At 41.5% G+C, this 15802-nt stretch carries 11 protein-coding genes and 1 riboswitch; of the genes, 3 read left to right on the plus strand and 8 right to left on the minus strand.

The window, feature by feature from the left end:
• Positions 1–95: 95 nt before the first annotated feature.
• Both ACFQV5_RS08070 and ACFQV5_RS08075 read left to right on the plus strand, forming a co-directional pair.
• Entirely contained in the window at positions 96–773 is a 678-nt protein-coding gene (locus ACFQV5_RS08070) for a response regulator transcription factor (RefSeq protein WP_379245441.1), read from the plus strand.
• Complete coding sequence (locus tag ACFQV5_RS08075) at positions 773–2047, plus strand: sensor histidine kinase (protein ID WP_379245443.1); 1275 nt, start codon at positions 773–775, stop codon at positions 2045–2047. Before ACFQV5_RS08070 ends, ACFQV5_RS08075 begins: the two co-directional genes overlap by 1 nt.
• Positions 2048–2185: 138 nt before the next feature.
• Here ACFQV5_RS08075 and ACFQV5_RS08080 read toward each other — a convergent pair whose 3' ends face one another.
• Complete coding sequence (locus ACFQV5_RS08080) at positions 2186–3691, minus strand: lytic polysaccharide monooxygenase (protein WP_379245445.1); 1506 nt, start codon at positions 3689–3691, stop codon at positions 2186–2188.
• A gap of 491 nt (positions 3692–4182) precedes the next feature.
• On the minus strand, positions 4183–6105 hold the full coding sequence (locus ACFQV5_RS08085) for a hypothetical protein (protein ID WP_379245447.1): 1923 nt from the start codon (positions 6103–6105) through the stop codon (positions 4183–4185).
• Positions 6106–6173: 68 nt separating this feature from the next.
• On the opposite strand from ACFQV5_RS08085, the gene ACFQV5_RS08090 reads away from it, so the two are divergent.
• Complete coding sequence (locus ACFQV5_RS08090; protein WP_379245694.1) at positions 6174–7193, plus strand: CdaR family transcriptional regulator; 1020 nt, start codon at positions 6174–6176, stop codon at positions 7191–7193.
• Between the two features lie 35 nt (positions 7194–7228).
• Here ACFQV5_RS08090 and ACFQV5_RS08095 read toward each other — a convergent pair whose 3' ends face one another.
• The 6 genes from ACFQV5_RS08095 to ACFQV5_RS08120 form a co-directional block, all read right to left on the minus strand.
• Entirely contained in the window at positions 7229–8365 is a 1137-nt protein-coding gene (locus ACFQV5_RS08095) for a glycerate kinase family protein (protein ID WP_379245449.1), read from the minus strand.
• A 23-nt stretch (positions 8366–8388) separates the two neighbouring features.
• Positions 8389–9690, minus strand: a complete 1302-nt coding sequence (locus tag ACFQV5_RS08100) for a GntP family permease (protein WP_379245451.1) — start codon at positions 9688–9690, stop codon at positions 8389–8391.
• A gap of 451 nt (positions 9691–10141) precedes the next feature.
• Positions 10142–11998, minus strand: a complete 1857-nt coding sequence (locus ACFQV5_RS08105) for an FAD-dependent oxidoreductase (RefSeq protein ID WP_379245453.1) — start codon at positions 11996–11998, stop codon at positions 10142–10144.
• A 539-nt stretch (positions 11999–12537) separates the two neighbouring features.
• On the minus strand, positions 12538–13926 hold the full coding sequence (locus ACFQV5_RS08110; protein ID WP_379245455.1) for an amino acid permease: 1389 nt from the start codon (positions 13924–13926) through the stop codon (positions 12538–12540).
• Positions 13927–14084: 158 nt separating this feature from the next.
• Positions 14085–14164, minus strand: a riboswitch (glycine riboswitch).
• A 124-nt stretch (positions 14165–14288) separates the two neighbouring features.
• Positions 14289–15098: an N-acyl homoserine lactonase family protein gene (locus ACFQV5_RS08115; protein WP_379245457.1), complete on the minus strand. Its 810-nt coding sequence runs from the start codon at positions 15096–15098 to the stop codon at positions 14289–14291.
• 49 nt (positions 15099–15147) lie between these two features.
• A complete protein-coding gene (locus ACFQV5_RS08120; protein WP_379245459.1) occupies positions 15148–15795 on the minus strand; it encodes a TetR/AcrR family transcriptional regulator in 648 nt (215 codons plus the stop codon).
• Positions 15796–15802: the final 7 nt, after the last annotated feature.

The raw sequence follows: 15802 nt of genomic DNA on the forward strand, positions 1-15802 counted from the left end.
GATCTTTACTCTGACGGATTAAGGTTATTTAAAGGTTGGATTGGTATCATGCTATAGTAGTAAGCACACATCTTACGCAGAGGATGAGCAAAAATATGAGGATATTAATCGTAGAAGACGAGCTTCATCTTGCTGAAGCTCTGACCCAAATATTAAAGAAGCATAACTACGCCGTAGATGCTGTCCATGATGGAAAATCTGGTCTGGATTATGCACTAAGCGGAATATATGATTTACTCCTGCTGGACATAATGATGCCTGAAATGGATGGAGTTACTGTACTCAAGACACTCCGCCAGAAGGGTAATGCCACCCCGGTGATCCTTCTTACCGCAAAAGGCGAGATTACAGATATGGTGACAGGGCTGGATCAAGGTGCGGATGACTATATCTCCAAGCCCTTTTCGTCGGAAATATTGCTAGCAAGAATAAGAGCAGTACTGCGGCGCAAAGGCGAGGTTGTACCGGACGACGTACTAAAAGCAGGGGATATAGAACTCAATACAGCCAATCTGAAGCTCACTGTTAAAGGGAAAGAGATCAAGCTGAATTTAAAGGAATCTCAATTACTAGAGCTTCTTATATTGAGGAAACAGGCTGTAACTTCCAAAGAACAGATCATAGAGAAGTTATGGGGCTTCGATTCAGAGGCTGAGCACAACAATGTGGAGGTGTACATTTCTTTTTTACGGAAAAAGCTAACCTTCTTGAATTCTGAGATACGGATTAACACAATTAGAGGTGTTGGATATGTATTAGAGGGGATGACCTAATGTTCAAGAAACTCAGAAACCGATTCCTTATCGTCAACTTAGTAACGATCTCTATTATTATGCTTGCTGCCTTCACGACCATTTACGTGATCACCTACCGTGATGTCCAACAAGAGATCCGTATGGATCTGCACAGAAGCATGGAAAAATATCAGAATTCATTCGGTGGCGAAACTGGTCATCCAAACTCCACGAAGAAGAACTCCGAGTTACCGCGTACGGATAAAAAACCTATGGATTCCGGAGAATTTCCTCAGGTACGATCAATCTCATTCATGCTTTGGATCGATCAAGAGGCTAATCTGATAGGGAAAGACTCTATGTTCACAATGGAAGATGAATTTTATAATTCTGCCTTGAACAAAGCCCTTAGCTTCAATAAGGACACCGGAAAATTCACATTAGATGGAAGCAAGTGGATCTTTAATGTTCAGCATACAAAAGACGGGGCTATGCTCGTATTCCTGGACATCACATCTCAGCAAAATATTCTGACCAACCTAATCTATACCTTCACGATTGTTGGATCAGTCATGCTCATTATTCTTTATTTTGTTAGCCAATACTTCGCGGGCCGTTCAATCATACCGGTCAAGGAAGCCTTTGATAAACAGAAGCAGTTCATTGCTGATGCATCACATGAGTTGAAGACTCCGCTGACCATTATTAACACCAATGCGGATGTGCTCTTATCCAGTGGCGACATCGATCACAGTCAGTCGAAGTGGCTCCACTATATCAAATCGGAAGCAGAGAGAATGACAAGGCTAACCAATGACCTGTTATACCTGACCGAAATGGATGATTCCAGAACCAGTATGATCTTTTCAGAGTTCAATTTAAGCGAGGCGGTTGAAACCATTATTTTAACGATGGAAGCCGTTATCTTTGAGAAGAACGTGACACTTCATTATGATATCGAACCTCATTTGACGGTTAAGGGCAACAGTGAACAGATCAAACAAGTCGTGATGATCTTATTGGATAATGCCGTAAAATATACGAATCCCAAAGGTTCTGTCACGCTTTCCCTGAAGAAGCAGCGCAGCGATGTTGTGCTGTCTGTCACGAATACCGGAGAAGGCATTGCTGCTGAACACCTACCAAGAATCTTTGACCGATTCTACCGCACTGATGCTTCTCGGGCGCGCAAGCAAGGTGGTTATGGCCTCGGCCTGGCGATTGCCAAATCAATCATCAAGCAGCATAAAGGAAATATTTACGCCAAAAGTGTGGTCGGTGAATCTACTACGTTCTACGTTCACCTTTCTTAAGTGCGATATCCAGCGTGCTAAGTGGAATTATGAAGTAACACCGCTACCTGTTTATATATAAATGCACCCCCTAGAACCTACCGGATAAACTCGACGTTTATTCCAATATGCATTCTAAGGGGTGCATTTCATTCTACTTTATTTGATTTGTTTCCATACGTCTGCTTTATTAGGAAGCTCATTGTAGGTCCACCATTTAGCTTCATAGGTAACACCATCAAATTGCACTTTATCTCCGCCTACATACGCTTTTTTGGCATCCCACTCCGGATAAAGACTTCCTTCATTGTCACCTGCTCCACCTTCAGTTGCAGTCTTCACCGTAAAAGGGGCTGAAGCTTGTGATTTATCACCAGCACCATCGACAGCTACTACTGTAAACGCATATGAGGTACCGGCTGAGAGCCCAGTTGCTTCATAAGCTGTTAATGTCGACTTTCCAAGCAGAATATTATTTAAATAGATTTCATAATGTGCGGCAGCTTCGGAAGCTGTCCACATGAGAGAAACGCTTGTCGATGTCGTTTTCATCGAGTGGATACCTGTAGGAGCAGCAGGGCCTGTAGCTCCCTGACCTGCATCACTAATTAATTTCCATACTTGCGATTTACCAGGCGTTTCATTCTGTGTCCACCATTTAGCTTCATAGCTAGCACCGTTATAGTGTACTTTGGCTCCACCAAGGTACACTTGGGTGGAAACCCACTCCGGGTACGTATTATTGTTATTGTCACCACTATTGCTGTCAGCGGATGTGGTAACTGTTACAGCTGGAGAAGCTTGTGATTTATCACCTGCGGCGTCAACTGCTCTTACGGTATACATATAAGAAGTACTAGCCGTAAGGCCTTGATCTACATAAGAATTTGTTGTTGAAGTTCCAACGAGAACACCGTTACGGTATATTTCATAACTTGCGATTTCTGTTGGCGCTGTAGAAGCTGTCCATTTAAGCGTGACACTTGTAGCCGTTTTGCTCGCCAAGCTAACATTTGCTGGCACAGTCGGGCCTTGCACAGCACCACCGCTCACAATGTTCGCATCGATAACTTGATAGAAGGCATTTGGTGTATCTGCGATATCCCATACGCCAAGGATGAGCTGATATCCTGTTCGATCAGCAGGGATATTACATTGGTGCGAAGTTGAAGGGTTCGGTTTTGCACCTTTGTCATCAAATGAACAGAACAGCTCAATATCTTCTCGACCAATTGGTTTACTCGGATCCCAATTCGCTTTTGTGATGTAATATTTCCAGTTATCTGTTGCATGAGCAGCCGTTAGTTTCCAAGTAAATGTATTAAGCCCCGTTTGTAGGGTTACTTTTTTCCAACGATCCGCTTTTTGTTCATAAAGCTCTTTAAAAATTCCGCCGCCAGTGATTTCTCCATCTGCAGGACCAGTAGTCGGAAAATTACCGATCGCTTCAATACTTTGCGGTTCATACTGAACAGCACCACAGTTCGTATTCTCGCCTTGTTTACACATATAAGCACGGCTTGCTGGTGACTCAATATATCCATGAGCGGAAGCACTATCTGCAAATATGGTTAAGAATAAAAATCCTAGTAAAAAAGTTGAAATACCGACCAGGAGTGCTCTTACCCTGGAAGGCAAGCGTAGATTAAAAGGTTGTGTTGTCATTATTTCTCTCCTCATTCCATAGTTTTGTTGGTGAAGTATTAGATGACGAATAATTCTCTGCTCCCACCTCTTACAGTAAAATTTTCATAACAACATTCCCATATTACCCATATCTGAGAGAGTTGAGTATAGGCTATAAGTAGCTTTTGCGAATAACGTAGAATAATGTCGATAGTAATCGTGACTAAATAACGATATTAAATCGTTCTACAGTTGGTTTTATACGGTTTTGTAAGCTATAAAGCCTAGGATAGATTTGTGTCAAAAGTAATTAAACATAAAAACCTCCCCTAAATGTAAGGGGTAAATAGAACTGAAAAATCGCTTTAAAACAGAGATGTTTGTATTAATTAATCATTTTAGACTATATCAATTTAGTAGGGTGAAGGGTCTATCGGAGGGGGGTTCATTGGGTATAATTACCTTGTGCAATGATCAACTGAACTTAGTTAAGCAAAAAAATAAGCAGAGAGAAGAGCTCTTCTCTCTGCTTATTTTGATAGTAATTCGTTTGCTAACTTGCAGTCTTCTTTATCTTTTGACGTTGTTGCGATGTTCTTAATAGCGGTCAATATAGTAGGTTGTTGCCACGTGGAAGGCGTCCATTCACTCAGTACACTAAGTGCCTGGTATTGTATTACCCCTGTATCCGATTCAAGAGCAGCTTGAATCAATGGCAACCCCACACCTTCATGCTCATGTAAGTCTTGAACAATGTACCGCAGGCAATCTTCTTCCTCATCCGATAGGCTTGATAACGATAAATGATTTTCTGCGAATGCACAGAGATCGATAATATGCTGGCGATGATTTGTTTCCATTATGGCATAATATATTTCGCTGTTGGTCGGATATCTCTCTAGCAGCTTAAATAAATTCGGGACGATGTCTAATTCATAGAAGCGGGCGATTTCAAGCGCCTTATAATCGACATCTTGCTCTAGGGCATCCATGGCAAGCTGCGGCCACTTGGGATCATTCATAAATGGTTGAATCACTTGCTGAATAGATCTGCGCTCATCCTGCTTCCATTGATCTTCAGATTGTTCTCCCCAAAATTCTTCATCAGATAGAAATCGATTTATTTTCATAAGAGGATAGAAGTCCTTAAGGGATTCACAGTGGATACGCGCATGAGAAGCGAATCGGTAAAGAATCGCGTTTTCAAATAAATAGTCCTCGATGCCTTGCTCGGCTCCTTCATGAAGTAACGCTTCAAGGATCAGACCCGCTCCATCATATAGTTCTTTGGAAATCGTCTCTTGGTATAGTGCTATAGCAAGTTCTCCCTTGATCGCGCACATATAAGCTAAATAATCACTCATGACGATATCTTCAGAACCCTTTGTCAGCAGCCAATGTTTTATTTCTGGCGTTGTTGCTTCGAGCTGTTCCACTGCTGTAATTCTGCCGAAGCCATGGACAGACCGAGCAAGCTGCCAAATTTCGTTGTTTGCTTGTCTTGTTCCATTTTTCAGTGCAAATATGACATATGATGTGAATTGCTCATGCATCCCTATAGGAAGTAGCTGCTCTTTATACTGTTCACAATTGGTACAGCCAAGTACAGTAACTGCGAATTTTATAACCTCTCGATGTGCTGCATGTTCAAGAAGCCATAGAGCCTCTCGTTGTACGAGAGATTCATCCAACTCGGCTTCCTCGAAACGTTCGATAAATTGTTCACCGTAGCTTGCGATATTGTCAGAGATGATTGCTTCGTATGTAGCCTTTCGTGTTTTGTTCGTAGGATGCTTGAGTTGTTTTTCAAATAGTCTCAGCAGCTTTTTGGCAAATAACGGAGTAGGCACATCATCAGCATGATGATCAGGTAAACCTGCAGCTACGCTTGGATGATTGTCATCATACATGTATTCGTCATCTGGTAAAGAGTCATCTACGATTTTGTTATGTGTCCGAACTTGTTGCTCAATATAAGGCACGATCTTTTCCTTGTGATTCCACGGAAGAAAATCAAGCTTTAACGAATCACTCAGTACCGTTTCATTGTCGATCTTTACAGTACATTGAAGGCTTATAAAGCCATCCAATTTAACGGAAACCCTATGCTTTACACCGTCGCCTAGATCAAGAGTTCCTGATAATTTCGAAAAAGGTATCAGATGTGATATTAGATATTTTCGCTTATTCGTATCAACTGTAATACCATCAATAATAAGAAGCTCTTCTTTTAATTGGTGTATAACTTCTATACAGTGCCCCTTATAATCAATCTTCCACGTTTTATGTACTTCTTTGTGTACATCTTTCATCGCATTGCGCATTTCACGTTTAAATTCATCTTTAAATCCCATAATGGCCTTCTTTCGTGTGTTAAATTTATCGTATACCTGCATATCATCATACCATGAAAATAATGCTATAAAGGATATGTAGCTTGTAACTGTATTCATATACCTCAAGAACAACATATCGATATAATTTCATAAGAAGTTATGAAGGAGATACAGCTATGTATGAGATGACGCATAATCAGGCTCAAACCATTGTCGATCGAATGATGAAAGATATCCCCTATAATATTAATATTATGGATCGAACAGGCAAGATCATCGGGAGTGGAAATAAAGGAAGAATTGGTACGCTGCATCATGGTGCGTTGAAAGCCATCAAACAGAGAAAAATTGTTGAAATACACAAAGATGAGGAGTTCGTGAAGAAGGGTATTAACTTACCGATCGAATTGAATGGCAATATTGTTGGAGTGGTAGGAATCAGCGGCGAAGTAAAGGAAACGAGGCCTTTTGGAAACATTTTAAAATCAGCTGTTATTTTGTTAATCAACCAAAGCATCGCATTGGAAAAGGAAAACTTGAAGAATAACTTAAAACAAGAGTTTTTCAGCTTAATTATAAATCCGGACACCACTTATACAAAAGAAGTAATGAATCAGGCATTGACCTATGGCATTCAGTTAACTAAACCCTCTCAAATCTTATATGTGCTGTCACCTAATGAGATTGCTGAGGATATCACTGAAAGCTTGTCCTCCTTTAAAATGACCAAATACTCGCTTTGCTTAGTTATTCAGGAAGAAGATAAGATTGAAGCCCTGCAACAAATAATTAGAAATCAGCATCCCGGTGCTCTCATTTCAATCAGTAAAATGAACGACACGATCTCTGAAGGACTATTGCAGGCTAAATCAGCTATGCGTGTATTAATGGGCATTTATTCGGGCGAAAAAACCATCTTTTATTCCAAATGCGAGTTCATCTCCGATATGTCAAAACTGCAACAGAATGATAAAAAGGCAGAGCGACTGGCACATTTACTCGAAAAGAATGATGAATTAATAACAACACTTCAGGTTTATCTCAACTGCAACCTAAACGCCAACGAAACCGCGAGTAGGCTCATGATCCACAGGAATACATTGAACTATAGATTAAACAAGATATTTACGATTACAGGCAAAGACCCCAAAAATATTTTGGAGCTGGTGGAACTCATTTTTATGCTGATTAATCGGATTAAATAAAGAGGATGCCCCCTATGGGACACCCTCTTTGCTTCTTATTTCAGCAATCTAGCAATGCTTTCCGATGTACGGGCTACATTTTCCTTACCTCTCGACAGTAAGGTTTCAATATCTGCTGCTCCAGGAACAATCCCAAAGATGGCATCAAATCCTTCATCGTACAAAGTCTCCACATCCTTGCCCACATAGCCTGCCAAGGCGATCACTTTCATATCGCAGTTAACACTTTTTGCTGCCTGAGCAACTCCGTAAGGCGCTTTACCGAATTTCGTCTGAAAATCGATGCCGCCTTCCCCTGTGAAACAGTAATCCACATTCTTCAGCTTTTCTTTTAGTCCCGTATATTCAATAACAATCTCAATCCCTTTTTTCATGGTGGAGTTGGTGAAAGCGATCAATCCACCACCGAGGCCGCCCGCTCCGCCTGCACCAGGTACATCCAATATTTCAACGCCAAGCTGCTGTTTTACAATTTCACTATAATGTCTTAAATTATCATCTAGCAATTTGACCATTTCAGGAGTGGCACCCTTCTGCGGACCAAACACAGCGGATGCGCCCTGCTCCCCGCATAATGGATTCGTTACATCCGAGGCAACGAGGATTTTAACGTCTTTTAATTTCGGATGCACATCGGTAACATCGATCTTATTAAGCGCACCCAGATATCCGCCGCCAAGCTGCAGCTCATTCCCGTCTTGATCCAGGAATTTATATCCCAGTGCCTTTGCCATTCCAGTGCCTCCATCGTTCGTAGCGCTACCGCCTATGCCCAGAATGATTTCCGTAATTCCCTTCTCAATACATTCCTTAATTAATTCACCTGTTCCTAAGGTAGTCGTAATTAAAGGATTTTTGGTCTCCTTCGTAACATGATGAATTCCACTGGCTGATGCCATTTCAATCACACCTGTTTTGCCGTCTCCCAATATTCCATAATGGGCAAGAACCGGTGTCCCAAGAGGCCCTGTCACTTCTTTTTGTACCAAGGTACCACCTGTTGCATCTACCAGTGACTGGACAGTTCCCTCTCCTCCATCAGCCATAGGTACGTGAATACACTGCGCATCTGGAATCGCTCTCTTGATGCCTATTTCCATCGCATTGCATACTTCTTTTGCCGTCATACTTTCTTTAAACGAATCAGGTGCCAACATAAATATTTTTCCCATGAGTTTTTATCCCCCACTCTTATCTATAAGATAAATCCGAACAAAACTACGGCTACGATCGTCATTGTTAGACCGACCATACTTTCATACAGAACAACCTTCATTCTATCCTTCATGCTCATGCCCATAGCATTACGCGTAACGTGGAAGTAGGTTCCATGTGGCAAATGGTCAATAACAGTAGCACCGGCATGGGTCATAACTGCAGCCGATAGAGGTGCAACACCTGTATTTAGAATCGCACCTGAGAATGAACCCGTAGCCAAAATGACACCTGTTGAAGTGGATGCTGTTGCTGCTCCCATTAACACACCTGCTATTGGTGCAAGGAATACTCCTGAAATACCTGAAGCTTCTACTAGAGCAACAACTTCTGCAGGCAGGGTAGACGCTGTGATCAATCCGCCAATGGCACCCGCACCTATAATGATCAAAATCGTTGGTGTCATTCGATTTAATCCGGCCGTACAATAATTGATTATTTCTTTTGATTTACCTAACGCCAAGGAGCCAACGACACCGGCAAACGGCAGAATAAACAGGGAATCAATTTTTAGTGATGCAAGGAAATCAATACCTAACATCGAACCTAGCGGGCTAATCATCAAAAGAATAATAGCGATCACCGGAGCTACTAGAGCTTTAGATAAAGGTGGTAGATCCGTGGTGCTAGTCTTTTCAAGCTCAGCCGCTTCAAGATCCGTTACTTTAGTTCCTTTATACTTAATGAATGATGCGATCAGAACCGCAACTACCACCCCGAAGAGCGCAGGGACCAATCCGCCAATCATCACCTGGTTAACATCGAGTTCGAATCCGCCTGCTGCAGCAATGGTATTCGGGTTAGGAGAAATAATATTTCCCGCTTTCCCGCCGCCAGATAGCGCCACTAGCAAGGCAACCTTGGAATATCCCATTTTGTGGCCAACAGAGAGCGCGATGGGTGCGACAATCAATACGGCTACAGGAATGAATACCCCTACCGCTGTGATGACCATGGTAGCTAGTGCAAGCGACAGCATCGCTTTCGTTCCACCAAGTTTATCAACAATAACTTTTGCAATCGTTCCTGCTGCTCCAGATTCCATCATCACACCAGCAAAAACACCAGCTGCGATTATCCGAATAACTGTGCCTTGAACACTTTGTGTTCCGGAAATCAAGATACTGATGACCTCTGAAAAATTAGCCCCACCAATAAAACCACCAACAATGGCTCCCAGAATCAATGCATACGTTGGTGCCAGTCTAAACAAAATCAATATGATTGCAAGTGCTAAGCCGGCTAAAGCGCCCATCCAGCTAATTTCCAATGCTGCTTCCATTTTAAATCCTCCTCAGGGTGATCATGATTTTTGAAATTACAAACCCCATTGAGCCAAATAGTGAGTATTATTAGTATTTTGCAAAGGATCTATTCCCCCTTTAAGGTTGAGCTCCATCATCTTGAATACGCTTTCATTATATGGGCATCACGGACTTTAAACAATTGATATTCCAATGAATATTATTGTGCATATGCACAAAACAGTGATGGTTTAATAGGGGCACCATATAAGAAACCTAGTTGCAGCAAATGAGATAGGTATACGAAAACCTCGGATGAACGATTTGATTGGAAGAGAGGAAATGTATATGTTTTGTAACAAACAGCCAAAAAAGACCACCTTTTGAGACAGCACCATACAATTACACTGGACTGTCTTTGAGCGCAAAAAAACACACGTCCGGAATCGAACGTGTGTTATAGCAATATAATATTTTAATCTTACTACTCTATTTAAGTGTATTGGCAACTGCTTCTGCAGATAGCTTTCCAGCAGTTAATGCCCATGCGTTATTAGCTCCGGATGGTGAATCATCGCCCATGACTCCGCCAACAACTTCACCTGCTGCATAAAGCCCGGAGATTACTTTATCACTCGTGTTCATAACCTCAAAACTCGTATTTACAACTAAGCCTCCCATAGTTGTCGCAAAACGAGGTTTCTGTTCCACAAGATAATAAGGACCAGCGCCTATTTCTTCTTTTAAATAATCCGCAGAACGTCCGAAATCAGTATCTTTACCTGTCTGTACGAAACCATTGTAACGATTAATAGTTGCCTGTAGCGTTGCTGGATCTATTCCAGCTGCAGTTGTCAGCTCTTCAACAGTATCTGCTTGGAAGAAGTAAGGGGTTGTAGATCCATTGTTCTTGAGCCATCCTTCAATATCAGTTTCAGAAATGCCCGCTTCCCCCACACTTGGCTTGAAGACATCGAATGTTTCCTGATCCATCAAAAGATATAGCATTTGGTTTTCCTGAGCTAATTCAACTTCCAGAATATTTCGGTTACTAGATTTTTCGTTAACAACTCGTTCTCCACCGGCATTTACAAGTATTGCACTCTTACTAAACGCTGCGATATTACCAGCTATAGTAGATTTTGCAATTCCTTCAGAAACTTCGACGCCATTTGGATATCGCTTTCCATATTCCATAAGGCGAGTTGCTGCATCTATGCCTTCTGCGGTAGCCATAACGACTCCATCTCCTGTAGAAGACGTTGGTCCATAATAAAGGGCAGTCTGCATTTCTTCAGAGAGAAGTTCCTTATTATTTCCGTATCCGCCTGTTGCTAGGATTACTGCTTTAGAAGTAATATTATAAGTTTTTCCCTTGTTGTCCTTCGCAATGACTCCCACAACAGCTCCGCTTTCGTCTGTAATGAGCTTCTCTGCTCTTGTCTCAAGATAAAGTTCAACGCCCGACTCTTCCACTTTCTTACGAGCCTGTTTTGCAAATCCAGAGCCATTACCTTCATAAGCAAGCTCACGGTCATGAGTGTACTCCGCTAATTTATGAAGCCCGCCATCCATATCATATTGAATTCCTACATACTGATTAAGCCAATCTGTTGTTTGTCCAATATTCTCTGCAAACAAAGTCAGAAGTTCAGTAACGTTCTTGTTATTCCCATTTGCAAGAAAATCTTTAACCATGCTATCAACACTATCGTCTGTTACTCCAGCCTCTTTCTGAAGATTTGATAGCGTTACAACCTGATTTCCACCACTGACAGATATAGCTCCGCCGATATATGACATTTTCTCAAGCAGGATCGTTTTCATCCCAAGCTCATCCGCACGAAGAGATGCAGATATTCCCGACGCTCCACCGCCTATAACAACTACATCGGTTGTTAATTCTGCAACCTCTGTTGAAACTTCTTTTATAACTTCTGCATTCAGAGTCTCCGGATCAGCACCTGCCTGTTTTACGCAGTCTGCAACTGCTGCCAATATAGCATCACTTGTGACTGTTGCACCGGAAATAGCATCAATTTTCAAAGATTGATTCTTAACGATTTCTGCCGGGATATTCTCGACAGAAGCATCACTAACACCCTCTGTCTCATTAAAATTAACCACTTTGACAGATTCAATCTTATGATCTGAGAATGTCACGTCTACTTCAATGGGTCCATTCTTTCCATCTGAAGATGCAGTATAGGTTCCAGCTTTAAAGGTGATATCCCCTGTACTTTCATCTTTTTGCCCATTGTTAGTTCCTGCACATCCTACCAAAGATAACACCAGAGTGAACAAAAGAAAGACTAATAGCAGTTTCCCAAAGTTGTTATTTTTCATCTTCTTCTCCTTTGAATATGTACATCAATGTGAAATTGTTAAAATTTTCACAAAGATTTGTTATGAGAATTATTTCACAATGGTTTTTTTGCGTCAACAATAAAGTTCATTGTGAAATAGCTTCACTCCAAAAAGACGCCGGCTACACTCCTTTTTAAGAAAGAGACAGATGCAAGCTAATCGCCGCACCTGCCTCTCCTCATTCTGCATGATAGATCCCCTGACCGGACTGGGAATGTCCCGCGAAGCGGCGGACATAATAGAGAAAAGACGAGACGCCAAGCGGATAATTCTTAAAATATATGAGATTAGAGTCTGGTGTCGGAAAGGCATCTGTACTTATTATCTGTTTCAAAACGATAGCCCAGTACTCAACTGCGAAATGGAAAAGGGAATGCGAAAGGTTCCTCCTTGGCGCAACCAGAGAAACACGATTAAAACAAACGAAAGCAGGCCCAGAACCATAACGGCAAGGCTTCCAGCAAAGAGCTGCCCTTACCAAACCAGTCCACATGAATGCAACATTAGCACAGCAGAGGTCAAGCATCTGTTGATTGTAAATTTTTCACCGAACCCTTGTTATTGTCTTCCTTCCTTCTTCTGCTCGCATACAAAGTAAATAATAGAACAAACCAAAGAGGTGTTAACAATAAAGCCGGGCGCGTTTCATCGGCAAACAGCATAATAATGAGGATGATCGCAAACAACGTCAGGACAGCATAATTAACAAATGGCGTAAACGGTGCCTTGAATTTTGATGCAGCATGTAATTGCGGCTGTGTTTTCTTATATCGTAAATGACAAATTAGGATGACGCCCCATACCCAGATGAAGCAAATGGCACTAATGGTTGTTACGATCCCAAAGGCTTGATCCGGGATCAGCTTACTCAAAAGAGCTCCCACGGATACGACAATTGTTGAGATATATAACGCATTACTAGGTACATGGTTTTTATTAAGCTTAGATAAACGGGATGGAGCCTGGTTATTCTTGCTCAGATTGTATAGGATCCGGCTTGTTGAGAACATCCCGCTATTGCATGCCGAAGCAGCTGAAGTCAAGACGACAAAGTTAATCACTCCTGCAGCAATCGGAATACCGACTAAACTAAACGTTTTAACAAAAGGACTTTCTGTTGGATTGAGTCCTGTCCACGGATTAATGCATAATAGAGCGATCAATGCACCCACGTAGAATAATAGAATCCTTAAAGGAATTTTATTAATCGCTGACGGGATATTTTGTTCCGGATTCGATGTTTCCGCAGCAGATACACCCACTAACTCCACACCGACATATGCAAAAACAACCATTTGGAATGAAAGTAAGAACCCCGATAATCCATTCGGAAATAGTCCTCCGTGTCCCCAAATATTTTTGATAGATACCGTTCCTGTATCTGTTTTGAATCCGATCACCAGCAAAATAACCCCAATGGCAATTAACGCTAGAATCGTCACGACTTTAATTAAAGCAAACCAAAACTCCATTTCTCCAAAGTTTTTAACAGATAATAGATTGAGGAATAATAAAATAACTAAACAGATCACTGCAGGGATCCACTGCGGAATATCAAACCAGTATCTCACATATACCCCCACGGCAATCACATCAGCCATAGCCGTCATAATCCAGCAAAACCAATAGGTCCATCCGGTCACAAACGCAGCTCTAGGTCCAAGATAGTCCTCGGCAATGTCAGTAAAAGATTGATAGCCTGCTTTAGACAACAAAAGTTCTCCTAACGCTCTCATCACGAAAAAAATGGCGATACCTACGATAAAATAAGCAAAGATAATGGATGGCCCTGCTAATTGTATCGCTTTTCCTGATCCTAAAAATAATCCCGTACCAATCGTTCCACCAATGGCAATAAGTTGAACATGTCGATTTTTTAGATCTCTCTTCAATTCCTGTTGTGCCATACTAAACTCCCCCTAACCCGAATTGAAATTTTAACCATGTGAAAAAACGAACAATCTTTAACGACAACAAAAAAAGAGATTGGAGGCGCTCCAATCTCTTGATCAAAAGAATAATAAATAAGTTTTGCTATAGCAAATTTAATATAACAAATAGATATTTATACTCTTCTGTCCTTTTGCCTGAGATTGTGAACCCTTCGGCGCCGTGGAACTCCACGGTCTCTCCAGAAGCTGCTCCTGCTATAGTACGATCCATAGCAATCATAGCCAGCTAATTATTTAATTTTTTTCGAATTAATATTTTACAATACTACTCGCAGTAAAATATTTTGTCAATGAGATAAGCTCTATCCCCCCAACGGTTATCCTATGATTTGAGGCGTAATCTCAGGATCATGATTCGCTATGGTCATTAGACAATCCTCTCGCTCCATGAACTCCTTCGCCCAGTTCAATGAAAGCTGTGCTGCTTTTTTATCTGTCTTCGCTCCAGGCAAAATCCCTTGAGTAAACGATGCTGCCGCGTATCCTACGTCACTCGCCAACAACACCCACCCCTGTTTCGTTTGAACCAGTACGGAAAACTGGCCATTAGTATGCCCCGGTGTATGAACCAGATAAACTGAACCATCCTGAAAAAGATCCAGTCCTAACTTATAGGGTCCGTAAGGGATATCTGTCAGTTCAAATGGAGTCACATTCACCCCTTCCCACATTGATTTCATATAACCAAATCCACTATTAGCAGCCTTCCACTCCGGTTGGCTGACGAGTATTTTCTTTGCTTGGGAAACATGTTTAAGTCCGCTAACATGATCAGAGTGCAAATGGGTCAGCAGAACATAGTCGATTTCAGCTGCTTTTATGCCAAAACCGGACAATTGTTCATGCACAGCTTTTCCTTCTGGTAATCGCCCCTTAAAAAAGAATGAAGACAAACCCAATTGTTTTCGTTGGTTTTCCCTCATCTCTGCGTGCCACCCCGTATCCACCAAAATCAATCCTTTTGGATGCTCGATTAAGTAAACAGAAACGGGAACCCACTTCTTTTTGGACTTTGGTCTTAACAATCCTGTGTAGGGCATCGGATGCAAGGTTTTCTCCTCAAAAGCCAAAGCTTGGTCAATATAAACTTCACCTGTATGCCATATATGAATCCTCGAATGAGTCATTGAGACATTCCTCTTTTCTGTATACATTCCTTTGCGGGGTTGCCCTTTCTCATGTAGTATATCCGTCCAGATACCGCTGCATTGTAGCTAAGACATCTGCTCTAAAGTCGCGTGTGAATCCATCCAATCCTTTTGCCTCTATGAGTTCTACAAGTTCTAAAGGATAGCTGGCTGATAACTTACACCCAATAATGATCGATGCTTGAGCGTGGAAAATATCCATAACTTCGTCCTTAGTTAATGCACTATTTTCACAGATTAGAGTTGTCATCTCCATCATCTTGAAGTATAGATCTGTTTTCAGCTTCAGCATCCATTCAGCATCAATATTTTTTTCTAATACGGCTGAGCGCATTGCTTCTAAGCGAATATATAGAGGATTATGGTCCACCAGTTCAATCAGTTCAGTCATAATAAGACGTTTAAAATCACCAAAGCTTTTTATTGGTGTCTCCCTTATCAGTTCCATTAGACGTACAAGTCTTTTTTCGTACTCCCTGCACAGCAGGCTAAAAAATAAGGCTTCCTTTGTTTTAAAGTAAAAGAACAGAATACCTTTTGACACATTCATCTCTTTTGCTAAATCAGACATTTTGATTTGATTGTACTCTGTTGAAATGAACATTTCCGCAGCTTGATCAAGAATCGCCTGAACTTTTAAAGCTTTAGCTTCATCTGTCATTGCACGTTTTGCCATTACTTTT

The sequence above is a fragment of the Paenibacillus sp. GCM10028914 genome (genome assembly GCF_042666275.1).
GTDB lineage: Bacteria > Bacillota > Bacilli > Paenibacillales > Paenibacillaceae > Paenibacillus_AQ.